Genomic DNA, 20,164 nt, shown 5'->3' with positions numbered 1-20,164 from the left:
GGAGCGGCGAGCGCCCCCGGTGGCAACACCCCCCCGGGCCCTCTACGGGGCAGGGGCAGACGGCCATCCGGAGGCGCCCGATCGGCGGCCCCTCGGGGCTTGCCCGTATCGTAGGCAATGCGCCGAATGCTCGCCATCGAAATTTATCGATGGCCTATTTCAGACTGTAATGGGGTATCTCCTAGGAATACCCGCCCCCGAGGTCAATCTATCATCGAGTACGTCCTGATCATCGCCATCATCGGCCTGGTGATCGTGTTCGCGGGACCCGGCGTGGCGGGGGCCATCCGCAACCAGTTCAACCTGGTCGGCAACACGGTGAGCAATGGGACGACCGGCGGGGTCGAGGGCGGCGCAACCGGCGGCGGCTCTGCGGGAGCCGATTCCGCGACCGTCCAGGCGGCTGTCGCCAAGGACGCGAAGGACTGGACGCTCGACGAGCAGGAGGCCGTGGCCAAGGACATCGCCGCCAAGGGCGAGGCGTCGCCGGCGTACGCAAAGGCGAAGGCCGCGATGGACGCGGGGACGAAGTTCTCGATGAAGTTGACGAACGGCAAGACGCTCGAGTATCGCATCATCGGTATCAACCACGATGACCTCGCGGACGGCTCCGGTAAGGCTGGGCTCACGTTCGAGGTAACCAACACTGCCATGGACGAGCAGCGAATGAACGCCACGAGCACCAATGCCGGCGGCTGGGAGAAATCGGAGATCCGCGGCCGCCTCAATTCCGGTGACCTCTGGTCGCTCCTACCGATCGATCTCCAGTCCAAGGCGAAGGCCGTCACGAAGATGACCGATAACAAGGGTGGTGGCAGTGCCAGCGCCCCATCGGCCACGACCGATAAAGTCTTCCTGCTCTCGATGACCGAGATCTACGGAGACCGCCAGACCGACGGTACCCAGTACGAGTACTACAAATCCAAGGGCGTGACGTACTCGAACCATTCAGGGGTGTCGTCGAGCTTTTATCACTGGACGCGCTCCGTGGATCCGAGCGGCTCCGCGTACTTCCGCTGTATCTATAGCAACGGTAACTATAACGACTACGGCGCGACGTACTCGTATTGCATATGCCTCGCCTGGTGTTTTTAACCTGTCTTCTAGCTTGTCTTCTAGTTTGTCTTCTAGTTTGTCTAGTGAAAGGCCCGTGCAATCCTGCGCGGGCCTTTCTTTTGGCGATTACTTGAACAATTTGAGGTTCATGGTACAAAGGTAGTCGGTTCGAGGAAAAAGGGGTCGTACTGCGCCTCTCAGAGCGCCTGCCGCACTTCACCTCTATTACCTCTGCGGCGCCCTCGTATAGGGCCCATCCCGCTTGCCGTTTCGTTGCAACCGCTCACTTGTCCACCGGTCAAGTGAACTACTGGAATAAATACAGCGACACGCTTGTCCGTTACAGTCGCTATATCTGTGTAAATCGCCGCGATAAATACAGCCCGTACTCGGCTGTATACCAGCTACGCGTATGTAGATTCATATCGCGTTAATAAATCGGCTCAAGCGCGTGCAAAACGCGCAAGTAGCCGCAAAAGGCGAATATCGCGTAGGTAGATTTTTAGCACCCTGTTGCTTAATCAAAATTAAGCAATTGCTTAAAACAAAAAAGGTCAGGCACTAGGTGCCTGACCTGCAAACTTCTGGTCGGGACGACTGGATTCGAACCAGCGACCCCTTGACCCCCAGTCAAGTGCGCTACCAAGCTGCGCCACGTCCCGAAGCTTTTGTTTGTTGCTCTGCTCTCGCTCGCAACAGGGAGTATATTAACCCGAAACTTTGCCCTTGTGCAAGAACTTTTTTAAATATTTTGAAGCAAGTCCAAAATTGTATCTGCAAGCTGGGGTTTTGTTAGTACGGGAAGTTCTTGCGTACCCGCTTTGCTCACGATCCAGGCCTTGTTGGTATCGGTTCCGAAGCCTGAATCAGCGCGCGAGACATCGTTGGCGATGATCGCATCGCAACCCTTACGGGCAAGTTTGCGCTGTGCGTACTCCACGACGTTATCGGTCTCGGCCGCAAAGCCGATCACGCACCGCTCTCCCTTTTGGCGTGAAAGCTCGGCCAAAATATCGATCGTCTCGACCAGTTCGATGTGGTCCAGGCGCTCGTTGGCCTTTTTGAGTTTGTGGTCCGCAGGGGCGGCAGGCGTGTAGTCGGCGACGGCGGCCGCGCAAATGGCCGCATCGGCCGTCTGAAAGGCGCTCAGAGCCGCCTGCAGCATCTCTGCTGCGGTCTGCACGCGCACACACTCCACGCCGCGGCCCACGTCGAGCGATGTCGGCCCCAGCACAAGCGTGACCGCAGCGCCGCGGCGAGCGGCCTCCCCCGCCAGGGCGATGCCCATCTTGCCCGACGACCGGTTGCCAATGAAGCGCACAGGGTCAATCGGCTCGTGCGTGGGGCCGGCGGTAATCACGACGCGCTTGCCCGCCAGGTCTTGCGGGACGGGGTTGAGCACCTCGCAGACGGCCTCGACGATGCCCTCGGGCTCGCTCATGCGTCCCGTGTCCACGTCACCGCAGGCAAGGTAGCCGCTGCCGGGCCCCACCACGTGGACACCGCGCTCGCGCAGCGTGGCCATATTGGCCTGCGTCGCCGGCGCCTTCCACATACCGTTGTTCATGGCGGGTGCGACCACGATGGGTCGCGGTGTGGCAAGCAGCGTGGTGGAGATGAGGTCGTCGGCGATACCGTTTGCCATCTTGGCGATGATATTGGCCGTCGCGGGCGCCACGGCCACCAAATCGGGCTCCTGCGCCAGCGAAATATGGTGGATGGGGTCGGAGGGGTCGTCGAAAAGGCCCACCGCGACCGGCTCATTCGTGAGCGCACGGAAGGTGAGCGGGCCCACAAACTCCGTGGCATGCTCGCTCATAACGACCTTGACGCGCGCGCCGCGCTTTTGCAGCAGGCGCACGATATTGCACGACTTATAGGCGGCGATCCCGCCGGTAATGCCCAGCAGGATCGTTTTTCCCTCAAGTTGCATTGTATTGTTGGATGCCGCCGTCATCATTTAGGCTTCCTTGTTGGGAAGCACCAGCAGGCGGTGGCAGTACGGGCAATGCGTAATCTCACTACCGTCGTGGTTGAGGTCGCTCATGGACGACGCCTGCAGCGCGGTGTGGCAGACCGTGGGGATGTTACCCTTGATGGTCTCGACTGCCAGGCCGCGGAACTGCTTGAGCAGACGCTCGTAATCGGTGAGTACGTCGGTCGGCAGCGTGGCGGCAAGCGCGGTGCGCTCCTTGGTGGCGGCATCAATCTGAGCCTGGAGGTCGGTGGCCTTGGCGCGGGCGGCCTTGGTATCGGCCTTCACGCCCTCCTCGAACTTGGCGATGATGGCCTGCGCACGGGCCTCGCGGTCGAGCGCCTCCTTGTGGGCGACTATGACGTCCTTGCGGGTGTGCTCGATCTTGTCCAGACGCTTGGCCAGGGTGGCGAGCTCGTTCTCCAGGTCCTGAACCTCGCGGTAGTCAGAGCCGTCAACGTGGCGCTTCTTGGCGACCTCGATGGCGTTATTGGTCTGAATCTCGGTGGTGTTGAGGTCGTCGAGCTCGATATCCAGATCCTTGCGCTGGGCGTAGAGCTTGGTCATCTCGGACTTGAGCTTCACATAGGTCTTGCGCTTGGAAGCGAGCTCCTTGAGCTCCGGCATATTGGCAAGTTCGCTCTTGTTGCGGGCGAGCTCCAAATCGATCTGTTGCAGCTTGAGTAGCGTAGCGCCGGCGCTCATAAGTTCTCTCCTTTTGTCACAGTCCACCATTGGCAAGGGTTCAGTATTTTAATCGCATGACGGGGGTCGACCCCGGCGTCAACTGCAGAGTTCATCAATATATCAACGAACGGCTCCTCGGAGCGGTCATGGCCGAGCAAAACCACTGGCAGCCCGCGCAAGGCAAGGTCTTGCGCCACGTGGTAGCCCGCCTCGCCCGTCACGACAACATCCGCACCGGCGGCAATGGCAAGCTCTCCAAAGTCACCCAGGGAGCCGCCCAGAATGGCAACGGTCCGGCACGGGTAATCGGCCTCGCCCCAAACACGGGGGTCGCTGCCAAACGCCGTGGCGGCGCGCGTGGCAAGGTCGCGCAGCGTGCGCGGTTCGTTGAGCGTTGCTAACGCGCCCAGGCCGCAGGCCTCGGGGTCGTCCACATGCTCCAACGAGCTCATGGGCTCAGCGCCCAGCAGCTCACTCAGGCGAACGCGCGCTTCGTGCGAGCGGTCCAGGTTGGTGTGAAGCGAGATGATGCTCACGCCGCAACGAGCTGCCTCGTACAGCGCCGCACTGCACTGGGGACGCGTCGCGCTGGGCGGGCAAAAGGCCTCGGGCGCCTTGATATAGATGGGATGATGCGTCAGCAGCACGTTGGCGCCGGCTTCCAAGGCGCGCTGCACGTTGGCCTCGGTAGCGTCGAGCGCGCAGGCCACGCCGCGGATCTCGTCGTCGGGGTCGCCTACGGATAAGCCTACGTGGTCCCAGGGTTCGGCTTCAGTCTTGGGATAGCGTGCCAGCAGCGCACGCTCGAGTTCGGCGACGATCATGCGGCACCTACGATTGAGAGCAGCGTCTGGGCAAAGTTGTCCAGATCGTCCGGATTCACGCGGTCATCGAAGGAGATGCGCAGTGCGCCCAACGCCTGCTCGCGGCCAATGCCCATGGCGCTGAGCACATGGCTCGGGTCCATGCTTCCGCTCGAGCAGGCAGAACCGGCCGAAACCTCAAAGCCGGCGGCATCGAGCTTGATGATGAGCTCCTCGGAGTCCATGCCATCAACGTAGATCGACACCATACCCGGCAAACGATCCGCCTGCGCGTAGTCGCCCATGGTGGCGTGAATGCGCGGATGGGCCGTAAACGTGGCGTAGAGCTTATCGGAAAGGGCTTGCAGCGTCGCACGCTCCTGGGCCACATGGGGCGCCAGCGTGCGGGCGGCAGCGGCAAAGGCGAGCTGCGTGCGCAGGTCCTGCGTGCCGGCGCGACGTCCGGCTTCCTGTCCGCCGCCAAAGATGCGGGGGCGCAGCGGCGCGCGGTTCTTAAGGTAGAGCGCGCCGGATGCCACGGGACCACCGATCTTATGCGCGGCAACGGACATGGCATCGACGCCCAGTTCGGTGACATCGAGCGGAATATGCAAGTAGCCCTGGATGGCATCGGTGTGGAACAGGGCGCCCACGGTATGCGCGGCCGCGGCAAGCTCGCGGATGGGCTGCACCACGCCGGTCTCGTTGTTGGCAACCATGATGCTCACGAGCGCCACGTCGTCGCCTAGCAGCTCGACAAGCGTGGCAGGCTCAATGTAGCCCGCGCGGCAGGGCTGCACCAGGTCGACGGTAAAGCCGGCGGCACGCAGCAGCGGCAGGTTGTCCAGAATCGAATCGTGCTCGATGGCAGATGCGATCACGCGGTTACGCTTGCGATCGCGCTGACGAGCGCCCTCGGCAAGACCGAGCAGCGCCAGCTGGTTGGCTTCGGTGCCGCCGTTGGTCAGAACAATCTCGGACGGGCGGACGCGTGCGCCAAAGCTATGGGCGATCTCGCGACGTGCAACCTCCAGACGCGCGGCAGCCTTGCGGCCGAGCGAATGCAGCGAGTTGGGGTTGACGCCGGCAAGCTCGCTGTCATCGTACTCGCGCTGCGCAAGGAGCGCCTCGGCGCGCATGGGCGTCGAGGCGGCATAGTCAAGATTCACGGGTATGCGGTTTTGACCTGCGGTCATAAGGGTTTATGCCTCCTGTGCGGCCTCGTTGCCCAGCTTCTGCAGCAGCGCAACCTCGGCAGCGGGATCTTCGGACTTAAATACGGCGGAGCCGGCCACGAGCACGTTGGCGCCGGCCTTGACGACCTCGGCGATGTTCTTGGAAGAGATACCGCCGTCGACCTCGATCAGGGGCGACACGCCGTGGCGCTCGCACATGGCCTTGAGCTCGTGAAGCTTTGCGATGGTGCCCGGGATAAAGCTCTGGCCGCCAAAGCCCGGGTTCACGCTCATGAGCAGCACCATATCGACGACGTCGATGATGCTCTCGAGCACGCACACGGGGGTGGCGGGGTTGAGCACCACGCCGGCCTTGACGCCGAGCTGCTGCAGATGCGTGAGCGTGCGGTGCAGGTGCGTGGAAGCCTCGTAGTGCACGGTGATCATGTCGGCACCGGCGTCGGCGTACCAATCGACCGTCTCGTCGGGGTTCGTCACCATGAGGTGCGCGTCGACCGGTACATCGGTGGAGCGCTTGACGGCCTTAAGGATGTCAACGCCAAAGGTGAGGTTGCCGGTAAAGTGACCGTCCATAACGTCGAAGTGCACGTAGTCGGCACCGGCGATCTTGTCGAGTTCGCCCTTGAGGTTGGCCATGTCGGCCGAAAGGACAGACGGAGCGATTTTAATGGAACCCATGGTAGAAGCCTTTCTGCGCTAGTCGGTGAGTCCGTAGAACTCTTGAGAAGGGACGCGATCGGTGAGAATCTCGAGCGCCCTATCCAAAGTAACACCGTTGTAGAGCGTTTGCTCCACGGCAAAGGTGAGCGGAATGTCTACGCCCAGTGAACGGGCAAGCTCACTGACGCTGCGGGCCGCGACGGCGCCCTCGACCACCATATGCGTACGTGCCTGGTACTCGTCGAGCGAGACGCCGTGGGCAAACTCGTAGCCAAAGGTGCGGTTGCGCGAATGCTCGGAGGTGCAGGTGGCAATGAGGTCACCCATGCCGGCAAGACCCATGCAGGTCATGGCTTGACCGCCGCGGGCGTGAACCAGACGGCTGATCTCGGCCAGGCCGCGCGTCATGATGAGGGCGAGCGTGTTGTCGCCCGCGCCGAAGCCGGCGGAGATGCCGCACACGATGGCGATGACGTTTTTCATAGCGCCGCAAACCTCGACACCGGTCATATCCTGCGACAGGTAGATGCGGAAGGCCGTGGACAGCAGCAGCTCCTTAAAGGTCTCCCCTACCTGCGCATCTTTGCTGGCGATGACGGCGGCAGAAAGCCCGCCACGGCAGATCTCCTCGGCATGGTTGGGGCCCGAGAGGGCCGCCACACGCCGCTCGTTGCCGATCTCGCTGGCGATGACCTCACTCATAAGCAGGCCGGATTCGGGCTCAATACCCTTGGTGAGGCAGAGTGCCGGGGTGTCGGCGGCGATGAAGGGTGCTGCCTGATGGCATACGCTGCGCAGGTGCGTGGAGGGCACGGCAAAGATGATGGCCTCGGCGCCGTCGAGCGCCTGCGACAGGTCCGTGGCGGCGACAACGTTGCCGGGCAGCTCGTAGTCCACCAGATACCGGGGATTGCGGTGCTCGGCATTGATGCCGGTGGCCGTTTGCTCGCTGTGGGCCCACATGGTCACGCGCTCGGCTCGCTCGGCGGCGAGGCCGGCGACGGCGGTTCCCCAGGAGCCGGAGCCAATCAGCGCAACATTCATGACTCTCTCCTACTTATCGTCGGGCTCGGTGACGCGCTTGGTAAACGAGAGCTTGGACTCCTTACCGGCCATGAGCTTTTGGATATTCGAGCGATGGGCCCACACCACGGTGATACCGATCATCGCCATGCAGAACTTGAGGCCTAGGCTGCTGTACGGAAAGACCGCGCAAGCAGCGATAGGAAGTCCGATGGCTGCGGCAAGCGAACCCACTGACACATACTTGGTGATGGCGACGGCTACGATAAACATGCCCAGCAGCGACAGGCCAATAGGCCAGTACCAGGCGAGGATGACACCCAGACCAACTGCGATACCCTTGCCGCCATGGAAGTTAAGGTAGGGCGAGAAGATATGGCCCCACACGGCTGCCAGGCAGACGACGCCAAGCATCCAGTCGCCGGCGGCGCCGGGGGCCATGATGCTCACGGGGAAGCCATAGCCCACGCTCGCGATGAGCGGGCGCGCGATAAGGACACAGATGGCGCCCTTAAGGCAGTCGAGCAGCAGGGTGAGCGCGGCCACCCTGGGGCCGGCCACGCGCAGGGCGTTGGTGGTGCCGATGTTGCCGGAACCCGCCTTGCGAATGTCGGTGTGGTTGAACACGCGGCCCAGGATCAGGCCAAACGGAATCGCCCCGATAAAGAACGAGACCACGGCGCAGATGGCGGTCAGCAGAATCGGATTATGCATCCTTTTGCTCCTTCTTCCTAAAGAAGAGTCGAATGGGCGTGCCGGCAAAGTCGAAGGTCGAGCGCATGCGGTTCTCTACGTAGCGCTGGTAGGTGTCGTTGACCAGGTCGCTGTGGTTGACGAAGAACGTAAACGTCGGCGGGTTGACGCCCGTTTGGGTCACGTAGTGCATACGCAGGCGGCGCTTGCCGTCCACCACGGTATGGCCAAACTCGCGCAGGTCGGTGAGGAACGTGTTGAGGCGCGAGGTGCTGATCTTTTGCGAGCGTGTCTTTTCGGCGGCGTCGACCATCGCCCAGATCTTCTCGACGCTGCGGCCAGTGAGGGCAGAGATGCGCAGGTACTGGGCCCAGGGAGCCATGACGCCCAGACGGCGGTCGATGGTCTCCATGCAGGCCTCGCGCTTACGGTCGTCGTCGAGCAGGTCCCACTTGTTGAGCAGCACAACGATGGCACAGCCGCGCTCGATGGCAAGACCCATGACCTTCTGGTCCTGTTCGGTAACGCCCACGGAGGCGTCGACGACGAGCAGCGCCACGTCGGCGCGGTCGATGGCGCGCAGGCCGCGGACCATCGAGTAGTACTCGATGTTCTCGTACACGGTGCTCTTCTTGCGGATGCCCGCGGTGTCGACCATGCGGTAGTGCTTGCCGTTGCGCTCCACGACGGTGTCGATGGCGTCGCGCGTGGTGCCGGCAATGTTGGACACGATAGAGCGGTCGGCGCCCAGGATGCGGTTGAACAGCGAGGACTTACCGGCGTTGGGGCGGCCGATGATGGCCACGTTCAGCGCATCGGGGAACTCATCGGCGACCTCGTCCTCTTCCTCCGGAAGCAGGGCCACGATATCGTCGAGCAGGTCGCCCGTGCCGTGGCCATGCAGGGCCGAGAGGGGCGTGGGCTCACCGATGCCGAGCGAATAGAACTCCCAGATGCTGTCGTTCTCGCGTTCGGGGTTGTCGAGCTTGTTCACCAGCAGAAAGACCGGCTTGTCGCAGCGCTTGAGCATGCGAGCGACCGACTCGTCCTCCTCGGTGACGCCGGTGCGGCCGTCGACCACAAACAGGATGACGGCGGCTTCCTCGGCGGCGGCGAGGGCCTGGTCGCGGATGGACGTGGCAAAGACGTCGTCGCTCTTGAGCGGCTCGATACCGCCCGTGTCGACGATGGTGAACTCGCGGCCGTTCCAATCGGCCGTGTGATACGAGCGGTCGCGAGTAACGCCGCGGGACTCATGGACGATGGCGTCCGAGGTCTGGGCCAGGCGGTTAACGAGCGTGGACTTGCCCACGTTGGGGCGTCCGACGACGGCGACGATAGGTTTCATCTGCACTCCTTTAATGGGTAGGGTCAGTGGAAATGTTAGAGTCCGCGGGCACAATGCCAAGGATATGCTCCAGGGTATCGAGCAGCTCATGCGGCATGGTCGATACCACATGGACCTCGGCGCCGCGACTGGTAAGGCTTGCGAGTAAATCGTCACGATGATACTCGTCAAGCGTCATGCCGTCAGCGTTGAACATGAGCTTAGGCACAAAGAGCATAACCCCCGACAGATCTTGGGGCAGCTGCTCCAGAATGTCACACGCGACGATGAGGCCGGTTACGTCCACGTTGCCACCAAAGTAGCGGTTTTTGATGGCCGTGACAGTGCCGGCGAGACCATGCGGCGACTCCACAAAGCGCGCCACGGTGTCGCGCGCGCTGGCGCCGGAGAGGCACAGCAGGTGCTGGCTGCGGGCGGCGATGGCCTCGCGGACGCGGGCCAGTCGCTCGGCATCGGTAGCCAGCACGTCGTCGGTCTCGTCTAGATACGAGCGGATCATGCCGATGCCGTCGTAGTACTGCGGGTAACCGTCGTAAAAGTCTGCCTCGGGAGGATCGATGCCGGCGTCCAGATAGAACTCGTCGCTCATCTGGAAGGTGTGGCGGCCAAAGCGCTCGAAGGCACGGTCCTGGTAGGGACGGATCATGGCAATGGTCTCGCGCGCTAGCTCGGGCTTGTCGCTGTAGGACCAGCTAAAACGGTTCTGATGCTTGGTAAAGCCGAGCGGCACGATGCCCAGGCTTGTGATTTGCTCGTGCTCCTCGCAAAAGCGCAGGGTCTTTTCCAGCTCCTCGCCGTCGTTCATGCCGGGGCACAGCACAATCTGCGCATGAATCTCGATGCCGGCGGCCATGATTGCCTCGAGCACGTCCATGCCACGTTGGGCGTTGCGGCCCATCATGCGGCGGCGGACGTCGGGGCTCACGGCGTGGACCGACACGTTCATGGGGCTCATGTTGCGTTGGATGACGTTTTGCACGTCCTCGTCGGAGAGGTTCGTGAGCGTGACAAAGTTGCCCTGCAAAAAGCTCAGGCGGTAGTCGTCATCGCGAATATAGAGCGTGGAGCGGCCGCCCTTGGGCAGCATGGTCATAAAGCAGAACACGCAGGCGTTGACGCAGGTACGCATGCCGTCGAAGATGGGGCCATCGAACTCCAAACCCCAATCCTCGCCGGGAAAGCGGTCGAGCTCGACGGGGGCGACGGTGCCGTCGCGCGGGTCGAAAACCTCGAGGTCGACGGTATCATCGTCGGCTTCCCAGAGCCACACGATCATGTCGGTGAGCGCCTCGCCGTTGACCGTGAGCACGCGCATGCCCGGCTCGATACCCACATCCCACGCGGGCGATTCGGGACGCACGTTCTTTACGAGCGCGCCCTCACCCGGCTCGGGGTCGCGGCTGCGCCCGTAATCGGCCACCTCGGCGGCATATGCGGGTACGGTCTGGTCCATGGTTAGCGGCAAAGCTCCTTGATGCGCGCGACGGCGCGCTCGATGTGTTCTTGCGGGGTGGAGGCTCCGGCAGTGATGCCGATGTGGTGAGCGTCGGTAAACCACGCGGCCTGGAGCTCGGAAGCTTCCTCGATGTGATGCGTGTGCTCGCAGGCGACTGCGCAAATCTGAGCCAGGCGGCGGGTGTTGCCCGAGTTCTTGCCGCCCACGATGACCATGCAGTCGCAGCGGTTGGCAAGTGTGGCTGCTGCCTGTTGACGCTCACTCGTGGCGGCGCAGATGGTGTTGATCACGCGCAGCTCCTGCACGCGCGGGGTGATAGCAGCCACGACCTCGGCGAGGTTCTGCGCAGTCTGGGTGGTTTGCACGACGAGGCCTACCTTGCCCTTGAGCGACAAGGCGGTGGCGTCGGCGGCACAGCTCACGACCTGTGCATCATTGCCGGCGTGGCCCAAGATGCCCTCAACCTCGGGATGGCCCGGCTCGCCTACGACTACCACGCGGTAGCCCTCGCGTACCAGGCGCTCGGCGGCCACATGGACCTTCTTCACGTAGGGACAGGTGGCGTCGACCACGGTAAGGCCGCGCTCGCGGGCAGCATCGATCACTTGCGGCACCACGCCGTGGGCGCGGATGATCACGGTACCGGTTGCGGCGCTATCCAGGTTCTCAGCCAGGCTAACGCCTGCCTCAGCGAGCTCGCGCACCACGATAGGGTTATGGATGAGCGGACCCAAGGTATGGACCTGAGTGCACTCCCCTGTCTGCGGCGCAGCGGCCAGCGCCATATCGAGCGCACGCTGTACGCCGTAGCAAGTGCCGGCGTGGGCGGCGATCTCGATGGTAGGCGCGGTGGCTTGGTCGGACGCGGTCACGGCAGTGTTCGTCACGTTCTCGCTCATGGCTAGAACCTGCCCGGATGCTCGGCGCACAGCTCGTCTCGCATGGCGTAGACGCGGTTCATGGCCTCGGACTCAAACCAGGCCAGGCGCTCCGTACGCTTAAGCCCGGCCGGCGCGTCCGAAAGCGAGACGGCCTTGCCGGCACGAATCCAGCACTTCTTGGGACGCATGAGCTTTTTGCCCGCGGGCGTGATGTCGGACCAGCCACAGATGGCAAGTGGGTTGACGGGCGCCTTGCCCATCTGAGCGATGAGCGCAAAACCGCCATGGACCTCGGGCTTGATCTCGCGCGAGCGGATGCGCGTGCCCTCGGGGAAGATCAGGACGTCCTCGCCGCGCTGCAGCGCATGCTGGGCGGCGCGCAGGCACTTCATGTCGGCGGTGCCGCGCTCCACGGGAATGCCGCCCACGCGGCTAAAGGCCCAGCGTACGATCTTGCTCTTGGCGAACTCGGACTTAAAGATGGGGCGGATGCGGCGCCCGCCAAAGAACAGCGCCGTCTCCACGGCCAAGAGCTCGGCCATCGAGGTGTGGTTGCAGATGACCACGCTACCGCGGCCGTCCTGGCGCTCAAACAGCAGATCGGCATCTTCGACCTTCCAACGCCACATGAGCTTGGAGAAGGCCCAAAGGATGGCCATGACTACGACGACGGTACCGCGGATGAGCGCCGGGAACTCGGCGTAGGGGGCGTTGTAATAGTCCTCGGGCGTCTGCTTAAACAGGCGCATGGGCTACCTCCTTTGGTTGATGAGGCCCTCGATAATGCGGACGACCTCGTCGATGGTATGGGCGGTGGAGTCGACGTGCACGGCGTCCTCGGCGGGGATGAGCGGGGCGACCTCGCGGCTGCTGTCGAGCTTGTCGCGCTGCTTAAGGGCGTCGAGAGTCTCGTCGACCTCGGCCTCGAGTTGCGCGGGCGTGAGCGGCTGAGCGTCGTTTTGGTGGCGCTGCAGCACGCGGCGGCGGGCGCGCTCGCGCGGGTCGGCGGTCAGGAAGACCTTGACCTGCGCGTTAGGGAACACGACGGTTCCGATGTCGCGACCCTCGGCCACGATATCGCGGTCCTCGGCGGCGCGGCGCTGGTGAATGAGCATGGCGGCGCGCACGCCCGGGTAGGCCGAGACCTTGGACACGTTGGCGTCGACCTGCGGGGTACGAATGGCGGCCGAAGCGTCCTGGCCGTCAATGGTCAGGCGCGTATCCTCGCCGGTGCCGTTGGTAAAGCGAATCTCGATCTGCTCAGCGAGGGCGTCGATGGCCGCCTCGTCGTCCAGATCGATGCCGCGGTCGAGCGCGGCGAAGGTGACGGCGCGATACATGGCGCCCGTGTCGAGCTTATTAAAGCCCAGCTGGCGGGCGATTTCCTTGGCGATGGTGGACTTGCCGGAACCGGCGGGGCCGTCGATGGCGACGATCATGCAATGCTTCCTTTCGATGGTTGACGTGCTGGTATGGTTCGCGGGTGCTGGGGCGCGGCGGGTTGCCTAGCCTGTGTAGCGCTCGCGGTAGGTGTTGCGCTTGGGTGCGGAGCCGTGGCTGCCGTGGTGACGCGTGCGGCTGGCGGGCGTGTCTTGGGGCTTGCCGCCGTTGCTCTTGGCGCTCGCCTGCTTGGGCGGGATGCCGCCGGCCTTGAGGATCTGCACCTCGCGGTCGGTGAGCTCGCGCCACGAGCCCTTGGCCACGCCCTCGAGCTCAAGGCCGGCAAAGTTGCAGCGATGCAGGCGGATTACCGGATGGTGGATCTTGCTCAGCATGCGCTTGACCTGGTTCTTGCGCCCCTCGCGGATGATGATCTCCACGGCGGTGGTACCGGGCTTGACGCCTTGTGGAGCCACGGCCACGGCCTCGCGCGCGTTGATGACGCGGCAGATTGCCGGCTGGCACAGGCCGTCGTCGAGCTCGATGCCACGGCGGAGCGGGTCTAGATCGTGGTCGGACAGCTGGCCGTCAACGAGTGCCTGGTAGGTCTTATAGACATGCTTGCTGGGGTGCAGCAGGTCCTGCGACAGGTCGCCGTCGGTGGTAAAGAGCAAAAGGCCTGTGGTGTCGCGGTCCAGGCGGCCCACCGGGAAAAGTCCCGGAAAGCGGCCGCGGGGGACCAGGTCGGCCACGCAAGGGCGCTCCTGAGGGTCGCTCATGGTGGTGAGGTAGCCCGTCGGCTTATAGAGCATCAGGTACACGGCGCCCTGGTTGAGCTTGACGGGCATGCCATCGACCTCGATATGGTCGCAGTCGACGTCGACCTTGGTGCCCAGCTCGGTCGCGACCTCGCCGTTGACGGTCACGCGGCCGGCGGTCATTAGGTCCTCCGAGCCACGGCGGCTCGCCACGCCCGCGCGCGCCAAAAAGCGCTGCAGGCGCATGGTGTGCGGATAGACGGGCTGTGCGTCGGTTGCGGGTACTGCGTTGCCCATGGCGCGCGTCTCCCCTACTTCGTTAGTCCTCGTCATGCAAATCCTCCGAGGTCTCGTCGACGACCAGGGTTTCCAAGTCCTCGACTGCCTCAACATCTTCAACATCGGTATCGAGCAGTTCGCGCTCTTCGTCCAGGTCCTCGGCCTGCTCCTCGAGCGTGGACTGAATGCTGCGGCCGCTCAGGCGCTCGCGGATAAACTGGCGCGATTGCTCGTCGGGGGCAAACTGCTCCAGATCGGGCAGGTCGCGGGTGGAGCGCAGACCGAACTTTTCCAAGAAGGCGTTGGTCGTGCCGTAGATGATCGCCTGACCGCGCTGGGGGTCGCGGCCGAGCTCGCGCACCAGACCCTTGTCGACGAGCGACGCGATGACGCCGTCGGAGTTGACGCCGCGGATGCCCTTGACCACCTCGCGCGTCACGGGCTGGTGGTATGCGATGACGGCCAGGGTTTCGAGCGCCGCCTGCGACAGCTTTTGCGTGTCCCAGCTCAGCACGTAGGCCTCGACCACGTCATGGTAGGCGGGATGCGTGAACAGGCGCCAGCCGCCGGCGACCTCGCGCAGCTGAAAGCCGCGGTTGGCCTCCTCGTACTCAACCTTGAGCTCGGCGAGCAGCGACGCGCACTCGCCGGGGGCGATATCCAGCGCGCCTGCCAGCGCGGGCGCGCTCACCGGGTCGCTCGACACCAGCAGCAGCGCCTCGAGGGCGCCTTTGAGGCTGTTTGCCTCCAGCGTTGAAAGGGTTGACATGGTTGCCGCTCCTATTCGGTGAGCTCGGGGCCCTCGCCGGGCACGTATGCCTCGGCGCCCTCGACGCGGTTGATTTGAATGGTTCCAAAGATCTCGTCCTGGCTCAGCGTGAGCGAGCCGCGCTTGGCGAGCTCGAGCATGGCCAGAAAGGTAACGACGAGCTGCTCGGTGGTGGCATCGCCGTCCAACAGCTCGCGGAAGGTGCAGGTTTGGTGCGCCATGGTAAAGCGGTCGACTGAGGCCACGGTCAGGTCGAGCGGCACGCGATGCGGTGCCACGTGCTCGGCCTCCAGCAAGAAGGTCTGTCGCTTGCCGTCCAGGTCTGCGCAGATGACGGCCAGGCCGCGCAGGGTGATGCCGGCCAAGTAGTCGGGCATAAGGCCCAAAAACTCGGGGTCGGGGCCGGCCACGCGCGGATGCATGCGGCTCTCGGCCTGCATGCGCGCGCCAAGGGCCGCCGCCGCGCCTTTAAACTGCTTGTAGGCGATCAAGCGCTGGATCAGGACCTCGCGCAGGGCATCACCGTCGAGAGCACTGAGTTCCTCGAGGTCTTCGTCGTCCTCGTAATCGTCGTCGGTGTTGCGCGGTGCCTCCTGGGGCACCAGCGAGGCGGCCTTAATGTCCAGAAGGGTTGCCGCGACCAGCAAGAAGTCGCTCGCCACGTCTAGGTCCAGCGCCTCGATGCGCTCGGCTTCGGCCAGGTATTGCTCGGCCACCTCGCTAATGGAGATGGCGCCGATATCAACTTTTTGGCGGGTTACCAGCTGCAGCAGCAGGTCGAACGGTCCGCTGTAGACCTGCGTCGACACGCGATACGACATCTTCGACCTCCTTTGACGGCGCCTTCGCGGCGCGGTTTGGGTGCATGTTGCGACCGTTTTGCACGGTCGACCTGTAAGTTTACCCTAGATGCCGGCGATTGCGAAGTTGAGCAGCCACTCGGCCAGCGGATACACGGTAACGTCGAAATACCGGCCGATTACATCGATGCCGGTCCACATGGGTAGCAGGTACAGCACGATGATAAGGATCGGCATGGCGTATTGCTGCAGATGATAGTAGTTGGCGAGCGCCTTGCCTTTGAGGAACGGCACGATGATCGACGAGCCGTCGAGCGGCGGGATCGGGATAAGGTTAAAGAACGCGAGCGACAGGTTGACCACGATAAAGGTGGCACCGAAGTTCATGATTTGGGACGCCACGGCAAAGGACATGCTGGCGTAGAGGTTGCCGTACGCTGCGTGCATGAGGGCGGCCGCGAGGCACGCGAGTGCGATGTTCGACGCGGGGCCTGCCACGCTCACCAGGACCTCGTCGTGCTTGGGGTGCTTGAGGTTGTTGAGGTAGACGGGCACGGGCTTGGCGAAGGCGAATACCGGGCCGCCGGCCGCGAGCATAAGCAGCGGCAGGAGGATGGTGCCAAACGGGTCGATGTGGTTAAGCGGGTTGAGCGAGACACGGCCGCGCGAGCGGGCCGTCTTGTCGCCGAGCGCCCAGGCCGCGGCGGCGTGCGCGCTCTCGTGGATGACAATACCCACGATGACGGCAACGGCGCTGGCGAGCAGGTTCATGAGGTAGCTGCTGGACATGGCGCCCCCCCTAGCGGACGCGGCGCGAGGCGCGCGTGAGCAGGTAGTCGATCACAAACAAAATGACGGCGACGATGGCGTAATCCAGGCGGAACACACCGCCAAAGGGTGACGTGATGACGCCATAGCCGGCGATGGCGCTCGGCAGGGCGCGCGAAAGCTCAACGACAAAGCCCACGATCTGCAGCTTGGCGGTGAGGCCGCTAAAGCACAGCAGCACGGTCATCGCGCTCATAAAGATGCCGCAGATGCGGCACGCGATGGCGATAATGCTCATCGCCACGGCAGTGGCCTTACGAGAGTTCACGCGCGGTCTCCTCTTCGATCTGGGTGGAAAGCTCGAGCCATTCGTCCTCGAGCTTGGGCAGCTCTTGCTTAAGCCCGTTATATTCCCCCAGCGCGGCGTTGAACTTGTCCTGATCGGCATAAAGCTCTTCGCTTGCCATCAATTCCATAAGCTCGTCATAGCGAGCACGCTTTTTGTCGAGCGCGGCCTCGATCTTCTTGAGCTGGTTGCGCACGCCCTTGAGCTTTTTGTTGAGCGCGGCGCGGGCCTGGGCCTCGGCGCGCTTTTGCTCCTTGGTCTTTTTGCCCTCGGCAGGCTTAGGCGCCGCGGCGGGGGTGTCGGCCTGGGCGGCGCTGGCTTTGGTGGACTTGGCCGCCGCGGGCGCGCTCTCAGTGGACGCCTCGGCGGCGGCGCGGGCTGCGAGGTCCTCGCGCTTATAGAGATAGTAGTCGTAGTCGCCGTCGTAGACCGTGACCTTGCCGTCGCGGATATCGATGACGCGGTTGGCCACGGCGCGTACCAGGTGCTCGTCGTGGCTGATTAGCACGATGGTGCCGGGGAAGTTTTGCAGGGCGTTCTCGAGCATGTCCACCGAATCGATGTCCAGGTGGTTGGTGGGCTCGTCCAGGCACAGGAGCGCCTCGGGGGCCACGAGCATCTTGGCCAGGGCCAGACGCGCCTTTTCGCCGCCAGAGAGGACGCGTACCTGCTTTTCGATGGAATCGTTGTCGCTAAACAGGAAGGCACCCAGCAGGCTGCGCTGCTGCGGCACGGTCCACTTGGGCGTGACGGTGTCGATCTCTTGCAGGACGGTGTTGGACTCGGTCATGCCCTCGAGCGCGTGCTGGGCATAGTAGGCGACGCCGACGTTGGTGCCCAGATCGCGGGTGCCGGTGGTGGGCGGCTCCAGGCCGGCGAGGATCTTCATGAGCGTGGACTTGCCGGCGCCGTTGGGGCCGACGAGCGCCACATGCTCGCCGCGGTAGAGTTTGAGGTCGATATCGCTGTAGATGTGCTTGTCGCCGTAGGACTTGGACACGCCCTCCAGACCCACGACCATATCGCCAGAGCGTGGCGGGTCGGGGAACTTAAAGTCGATGTGCTTGTGGCCTTCGGGCAGGATGACGAGCTCCTTTTTGATCTGCTCGATCTTGCGGATGCGCTCCTGGGCCTGGGCGGCCTTGGTGGGCTTGTAGCGGAACTTGTCGACGAAGACCTGCATGTGGGCGATATCGCGCTCCTGGGCTGCACGCTTGGCGCGCATCTGCTCCAGGTTGTCCTCGCGCTGCTTGAGGTAGCTGCTGTAGTTGCCGGTGTAGGTGGTTACGCGGCGGTTTTCGAGGGCGGCGACGTGGTCGACGCAGGCGTCCATGAAGGCGCGGTCGTGGCTGACGATGAGGACGGCGCCGTCGTAGTTGGCGATAAAGCCGCGCAGCCACTGGACGCTTTCGAGGTCCAGGTGGTTGGTGGGCTCGTCCAGAAGGAGCAGGTCGGGATGGCGCAAGAAGAGCTTGGCCAGCGCGATGCGCATCTGCCAGCCGCCCGAGAACTCGGAGCACGGGCGCTCAAAGTCGGTGACCTTAAAGCCCAGGCCGGACAGGATCTTGCGCGCGTTGCTCTCGAGCTCGTAGCCGCCCAGGTGCTCAAAGCGGTCCTGGACCTGGCCGTATTCGTTAAGGAGCGCGTCGACGTCCTTGCCCTGCTCGGAGAGCTCGGTGATCTGGGCCTGCAGCTCGTTGGCGCGCTCGCCCATGCGGCGGATTTCCTTGGCGGCGGCCATGACCTCGGCGAGGATGGTGGTGTCCTTGTGCTCTAGGTTGGTTTCCTGCTCTAGGTAGCCCACCTGGCAGTCTTTTGCGTACTGGACCTGGCCGGCGTCGGGGCTGTCGATTCCCATGATGATCTTGAGCATGGTGGTTTTGCCGGCGCCGTTGGGGCCCACGAGCGCGAAGCGCTCGCCGGGGTTGATCTGGAAGGACGCGCCGCTAAAGAGGACGCGCGCGCCGAAGCTTTTTTCGATCTTGTCGACCAGGAGGATCATGGTGCCGCCTTTGACCTTGTGTGCCTATATGAAAAAAGGCCCCAACTTGCGTTGGAGCCTCATTCAATGCTCGGGTGGAGACGAGGGGGATCGAACCCCTGACCTCTTGACTGCCAGTCAAGCGCTCTCCCAGCTGAGCTACGCCCCCGTGCGAAAAAGTACTATACGGGAACTCCCCCGCCGATGCAAGGACAATTTTGGAAAAATTTTCGCGAGTGTCGGCGCGCACGGGACCGCGCCAGCCCGCGGGGCGCCTGGCCCCCGCACGGCCCGTACGCCGGCCGACTTGGCGCGTGGAACACGACGCGCCCCGTTCAACAGGGTTTTCCGTGCGCCGCCAGTCCCATTATCGGGTCCGATTGCGAAGCGCCCCTCCCCAGCGCCTCAGAACCATGCCGGTTTACTACGATAAATCAGGAATGTCCAACCGCGCACGCCTTTTCGTGCAACCGGCGGGCTACCTACCTGCGGTTTTGCAAACGGAGAACACACGGTGCTCGGGGGTCGCCGATTCGTCGTAGTAAACCTGCATGGTTTTGAAATGGCATCAGGTTGATTTCACGCAAAAGTGTGTTGGAGCCCTGAATTAAAGGCCTTAAATTTTTAGATCGCGTCTTTTCTGCGACGCGCCTAGAATTGCTGTTGGTTAGCATCGGACTTGATCTTGCGTTGTGCGACTTGCTCGTGCATGGTAGTATTTCACGTCGTGAAGCGAAGAAATTAGGTCTGAGTTGCCTTTGTTAGAATTGCATTCACCGTTCATAAGGGCTCTTGGCGCAACGGTTAGCGCAGGGGACTCATAATCCCTGGGTTCTGGGTTCGAATCCCGGAGGGCCCACCAGAGAGTTTTAAGGCCGGGCATTACGCCTGGCCTCTTTGTTATTGGCGCTGCGGACTAGCTTTGCCATCCACAGACGTAAAGTTATTAACATTCATATTCATGATTAACAATGGATATGTAGCCAAGATGCTGCCCAGCCAACAGATGTGTAAATCGATTGATATGAAAATAGGCCCCAACTTGCGTTGGAGCCTCATTCAATGCTCGGGTGGAGACGAGGGGGATCGAACCCCTGACCTCTTGACTGCCAGTCAAGCGCTCTCCCAGCTGAGCTACGCCCCCGTGCGAAGAAGTACTATACGGTAACTCCCCAGCCGATGCAAGGACAATTTTGAACAATTTTGCGGCGCGTGGAACGGGTGTGGGGCCGAAAGGACCCACGATGCCCGATCCATCCTGTCGCTTCAAAAACAGATCGGTTTACTACGCTGATTCCCGGATTT

19 protein-coding genes and 4 tRNA genes are annotated in these 20,164 nt (G+C 62.9%); 2 read left to right on the top strand and 21 right to left on the bottom strand.

What is annotated here, in order from left to right; genetic code table 11:
• Positions 1-273: 273 nt before the first annotated feature.
• Positions 274-1,095, top strand: coding sequence for a DUF6273 domain-containing protein (locus DW112_RS05900; RefSeq protein WP_147351830.1), 822 nt, complete (start codon positions 274-276; stop codon positions 1,093-1,095).
• A 546-nt stretch (positions 1,096-1,641) separates the two neighbouring features.
• Here the strand turns inward: DW112_RS05900 and DW112_RS05895 are convergent.
• From DW112_RS05895 to DW112_RS05800, 20 genes are all read right to left on the bottom strand, one after another.
• Positions 1,642-1,718, bottom strand: a tRNA-Pro gene (locus DW112_RS05895).
• An 80-nt stretch (positions 1,719-1,798) separates the two neighbouring features.
• The gene (gene coaBC, locus DW112_RS05890; protein WP_233545872.1) at positions 1,799-3,013 is read right to left on the bottom strand and encodes a bifunctional phosphopantothenoylcysteine decarboxylase/phosphopantothenate--cysteine ligase CoaBC; all 1,215 of its coding nucleotides are present in this window, start codon (positions 3,011-3,013) and stop codon (positions 1,799-1,801) included.
• 3 nt (positions 3,014-3,016) lie between these two features.
• Positions 3,017-3,736 (bottom strand): zinc ribbon domain-containing protein, encoded by a 720-nt coding sequence (locus tag DW112_RS05885; RefSeq protein WP_118328546.1) that lies wholly within the window; start codon positions 3,734-3,736, stop codon positions 3,017-3,019.
• The gene (locus DW112_RS05880; RefSeq protein WP_118328545.1) at positions 3,733-4,542 is read right to left on the bottom strand and encodes a Nif3-like dinuclear metal center hexameric protein; all 810 of its coding nucleotides are present in this window, start codon (positions 4,540-4,542) and stop codon (positions 3,733-3,735) included. The genes DW112_RS05885 and DW112_RS05880 overlap by 4 nt, the downstream gene beginning before the upstream one ends.
• Positions 4,539-5,717 carry a cysteine desulfurase family protein gene (locus tag DW112_RS05875; protein WP_118065474.1) on the bottom strand — a complete coding sequence of 393 codons (1,179 nt, stop codon included), beginning with the start codon at positions 5,715-5,717 and terminating at the stop codon, positions 4,539-4,541. Before DW112_RS05875 ends, DW112_RS05880 begins: the two co-directional genes overlap by 4 nt.
• A 6-nt stretch (positions 5,718-5,723) precedes the next feature.
• Positions 5,724-6,395 (bottom strand): ribulose-phosphate 3-epimerase, encoded by a 672-nt coding sequence (gene rpe / locus DW112_RS05870; RefSeq protein WP_117817346.1) that lies wholly within the window; start codon positions 6,393-6,395, stop codon positions 5,724-5,726.
• Positions 6,396-6,413: 18 nt separating this feature from the next.
• On the bottom strand, positions 6,414-7,421 hold the full coding sequence (locus tag DW112_RS05865; protein WP_118065472.1) for an NAD(P)H-dependent glycerol-3-phosphate dehydrogenase: 1,008 nt from the start codon (positions 7,419-7,421) through the stop codon (positions 6,414-6,416).
• Positions 7,422-7,430: 9 nt separating this feature from the next.
• The gene (gene plsY, locus DW112_RS05860; RefSeq protein WP_117648522.1) at positions 7,431-8,114 is read right to left on the bottom strand and encodes a glycerol-3-phosphate 1-O-acyltransferase PlsY; all 684 of its coding nucleotides are present in this window, start codon (positions 8,112-8,114) and stop codon (positions 7,431-7,433) included.
• Complete coding sequence (gene der, locus DW112_RS05855) at positions 8,107-9,441, bottom strand: ribosome biogenesis GTPase Der (RefSeq protein WP_118328544.1); 1,335 nt, start codon at positions 9,439-9,441, stop codon at positions 8,107-8,109. The genes plsY and der overlap by 8 nt, the downstream gene beginning before the upstream one ends.
• Positions 9,442-9,451: 10 nt before the next feature.
• Positions 9,452-10,894 carry a DUF512 domain-containing protein gene (locus DW112_RS05850; RefSeq protein ID WP_117648524.1) on the bottom strand — a complete coding sequence of 481 codons (1,443 nt, stop codon included), beginning with the start codon at positions 10,892-10,894 and terminating at the stop codon, positions 9,452-9,454.
• 2 nt (positions 10,895-10,896) lie between these two features.
• A complete protein-coding gene (gene ispH, locus DW112_RS05845) occupies positions 10,897-11,796 on the bottom strand; it encodes a 4-hydroxy-3-methylbut-2-enyl diphosphate reductase (RefSeq protein ID WP_118328543.1) in 900 nt (299 codons plus the stop codon).
• A gap of 2 nt (positions 11,797-11,798) precedes the next feature.
• On the bottom strand, positions 11,799-12,527 hold the full coding sequence (locus tag DW112_RS05840; RefSeq protein WP_117806927.1) for a lysophospholipid acyltransferase family protein: 729 nt from the start codon (positions 12,525-12,527) through the stop codon (positions 11,799-11,801).
• Between the two features lie 3 nt (positions 12,528-12,530).
• Positions 12,531-13,217 (bottom strand): (d)CMP kinase, encoded by a 687-nt coding sequence (gene cmk, locus DW112_RS05835; protein WP_118328542.1) that lies wholly within the window; start codon positions 13,215-13,217, stop codon positions 12,531-12,533.
• 66 nt (positions 13,218-13,283) lie between these two features.
• Positions 13,284-14,213: a pseudouridine synthase gene (locus DW112_RS05830; protein ID WP_199409033.1), complete on the bottom strand. Its 930-nt coding sequence runs from the start codon at positions 14,211-14,213 to the stop codon at positions 13,284-13,286.
• 22 nt (positions 14,214-14,235) lie between these two features.
• Entirely contained in the window at positions 14,236-14,964 is a 729-nt protein-coding gene (scpB, locus tag DW112_RS05825) for an SMC-Scp complex subunit ScpB (protein WP_089571912.1), read from the bottom strand.
• Positions 14,965-14,975: 11 nt separating this feature from the next.
• Positions 14,976-15,785 carry a ScpA family protein gene (locus DW112_RS05820; protein WP_118328541.1) on the bottom strand — a complete coding sequence of 270 codons (810 nt, stop codon included), beginning with the start codon at positions 15,783-15,785 and terminating at the stop codon, positions 14,976-14,978.
• Between the two features lie 84 nt (positions 15,786-15,869).
• On the bottom strand, positions 15,870-16,553 hold the full coding sequence (locus DW112_RS05815) for a site-2 protease family protein (RefSeq protein ID WP_118328540.1): 684 nt from the start codon (positions 16,551-16,553) through the stop codon (positions 15,870-15,872).
• Positions 16,554-16,563: 10 nt separating this feature from the next.
• Positions 16,564-16,860: a hypothetical protein gene (locus DW112_RS05810; protein WP_022095101.1), complete on the bottom strand. Its 297-nt coding sequence runs from the start codon at positions 16,858-16,860 to the stop codon at positions 16,564-16,566.
• A complete protein-coding gene (locus DW112_RS05805; protein ID WP_118328539.1) occupies positions 16,847-18,880 on the bottom strand; it encodes an ABC-F family ATP-binding cassette domain-containing protein in 2,034 nt (677 codons plus the stop codon). Before DW112_RS05805 ends, DW112_RS05810 begins: the two co-directional genes overlap by 14 nt.
• Positions 18,881-18,955: 75 nt before the next feature.
• A tRNA-Ala gene (locus DW112_RS05800) sits at positions 18,956-19,028 on the bottom strand.
• Positions 19,029-19,645: 617 nt separating this feature from the next.
• Between DW112_RS05800 and DW112_RS05795 the strand changes: the two genes are divergently transcribed.
• A tRNA-Ile gene (locus DW112_RS05795) sits at positions 19,646-19,721 on the top strand.
• A 209-nt stretch (positions 19,722-19,930) separates the two neighbouring features.
• On the opposite strand, the gene DW112_RS05790 is transcribed toward DW112_RS05795, so the two are convergent.
• Positions 19,931-20,003, bottom strand: a tRNA-Ala gene (locus tag DW112_RS05790).
• Between the last annotated feature and the right edge of the window lie 161 nt (positions 20,004-20,164).

The sequence above is a fragment of the Collinsella sp. AM09-41 genome (genome assembly GCF_003473245.1).
Lineage (GTDB): Bacteria > Actinomycetota > Coriobacteriia > Coriobacteriales > Coriobacteriaceae > Collinsella.
Note: the sequence above shows the minus strand (reverse complement) of the source record. Positions and strands in the feature narration are given on the sequence as shown.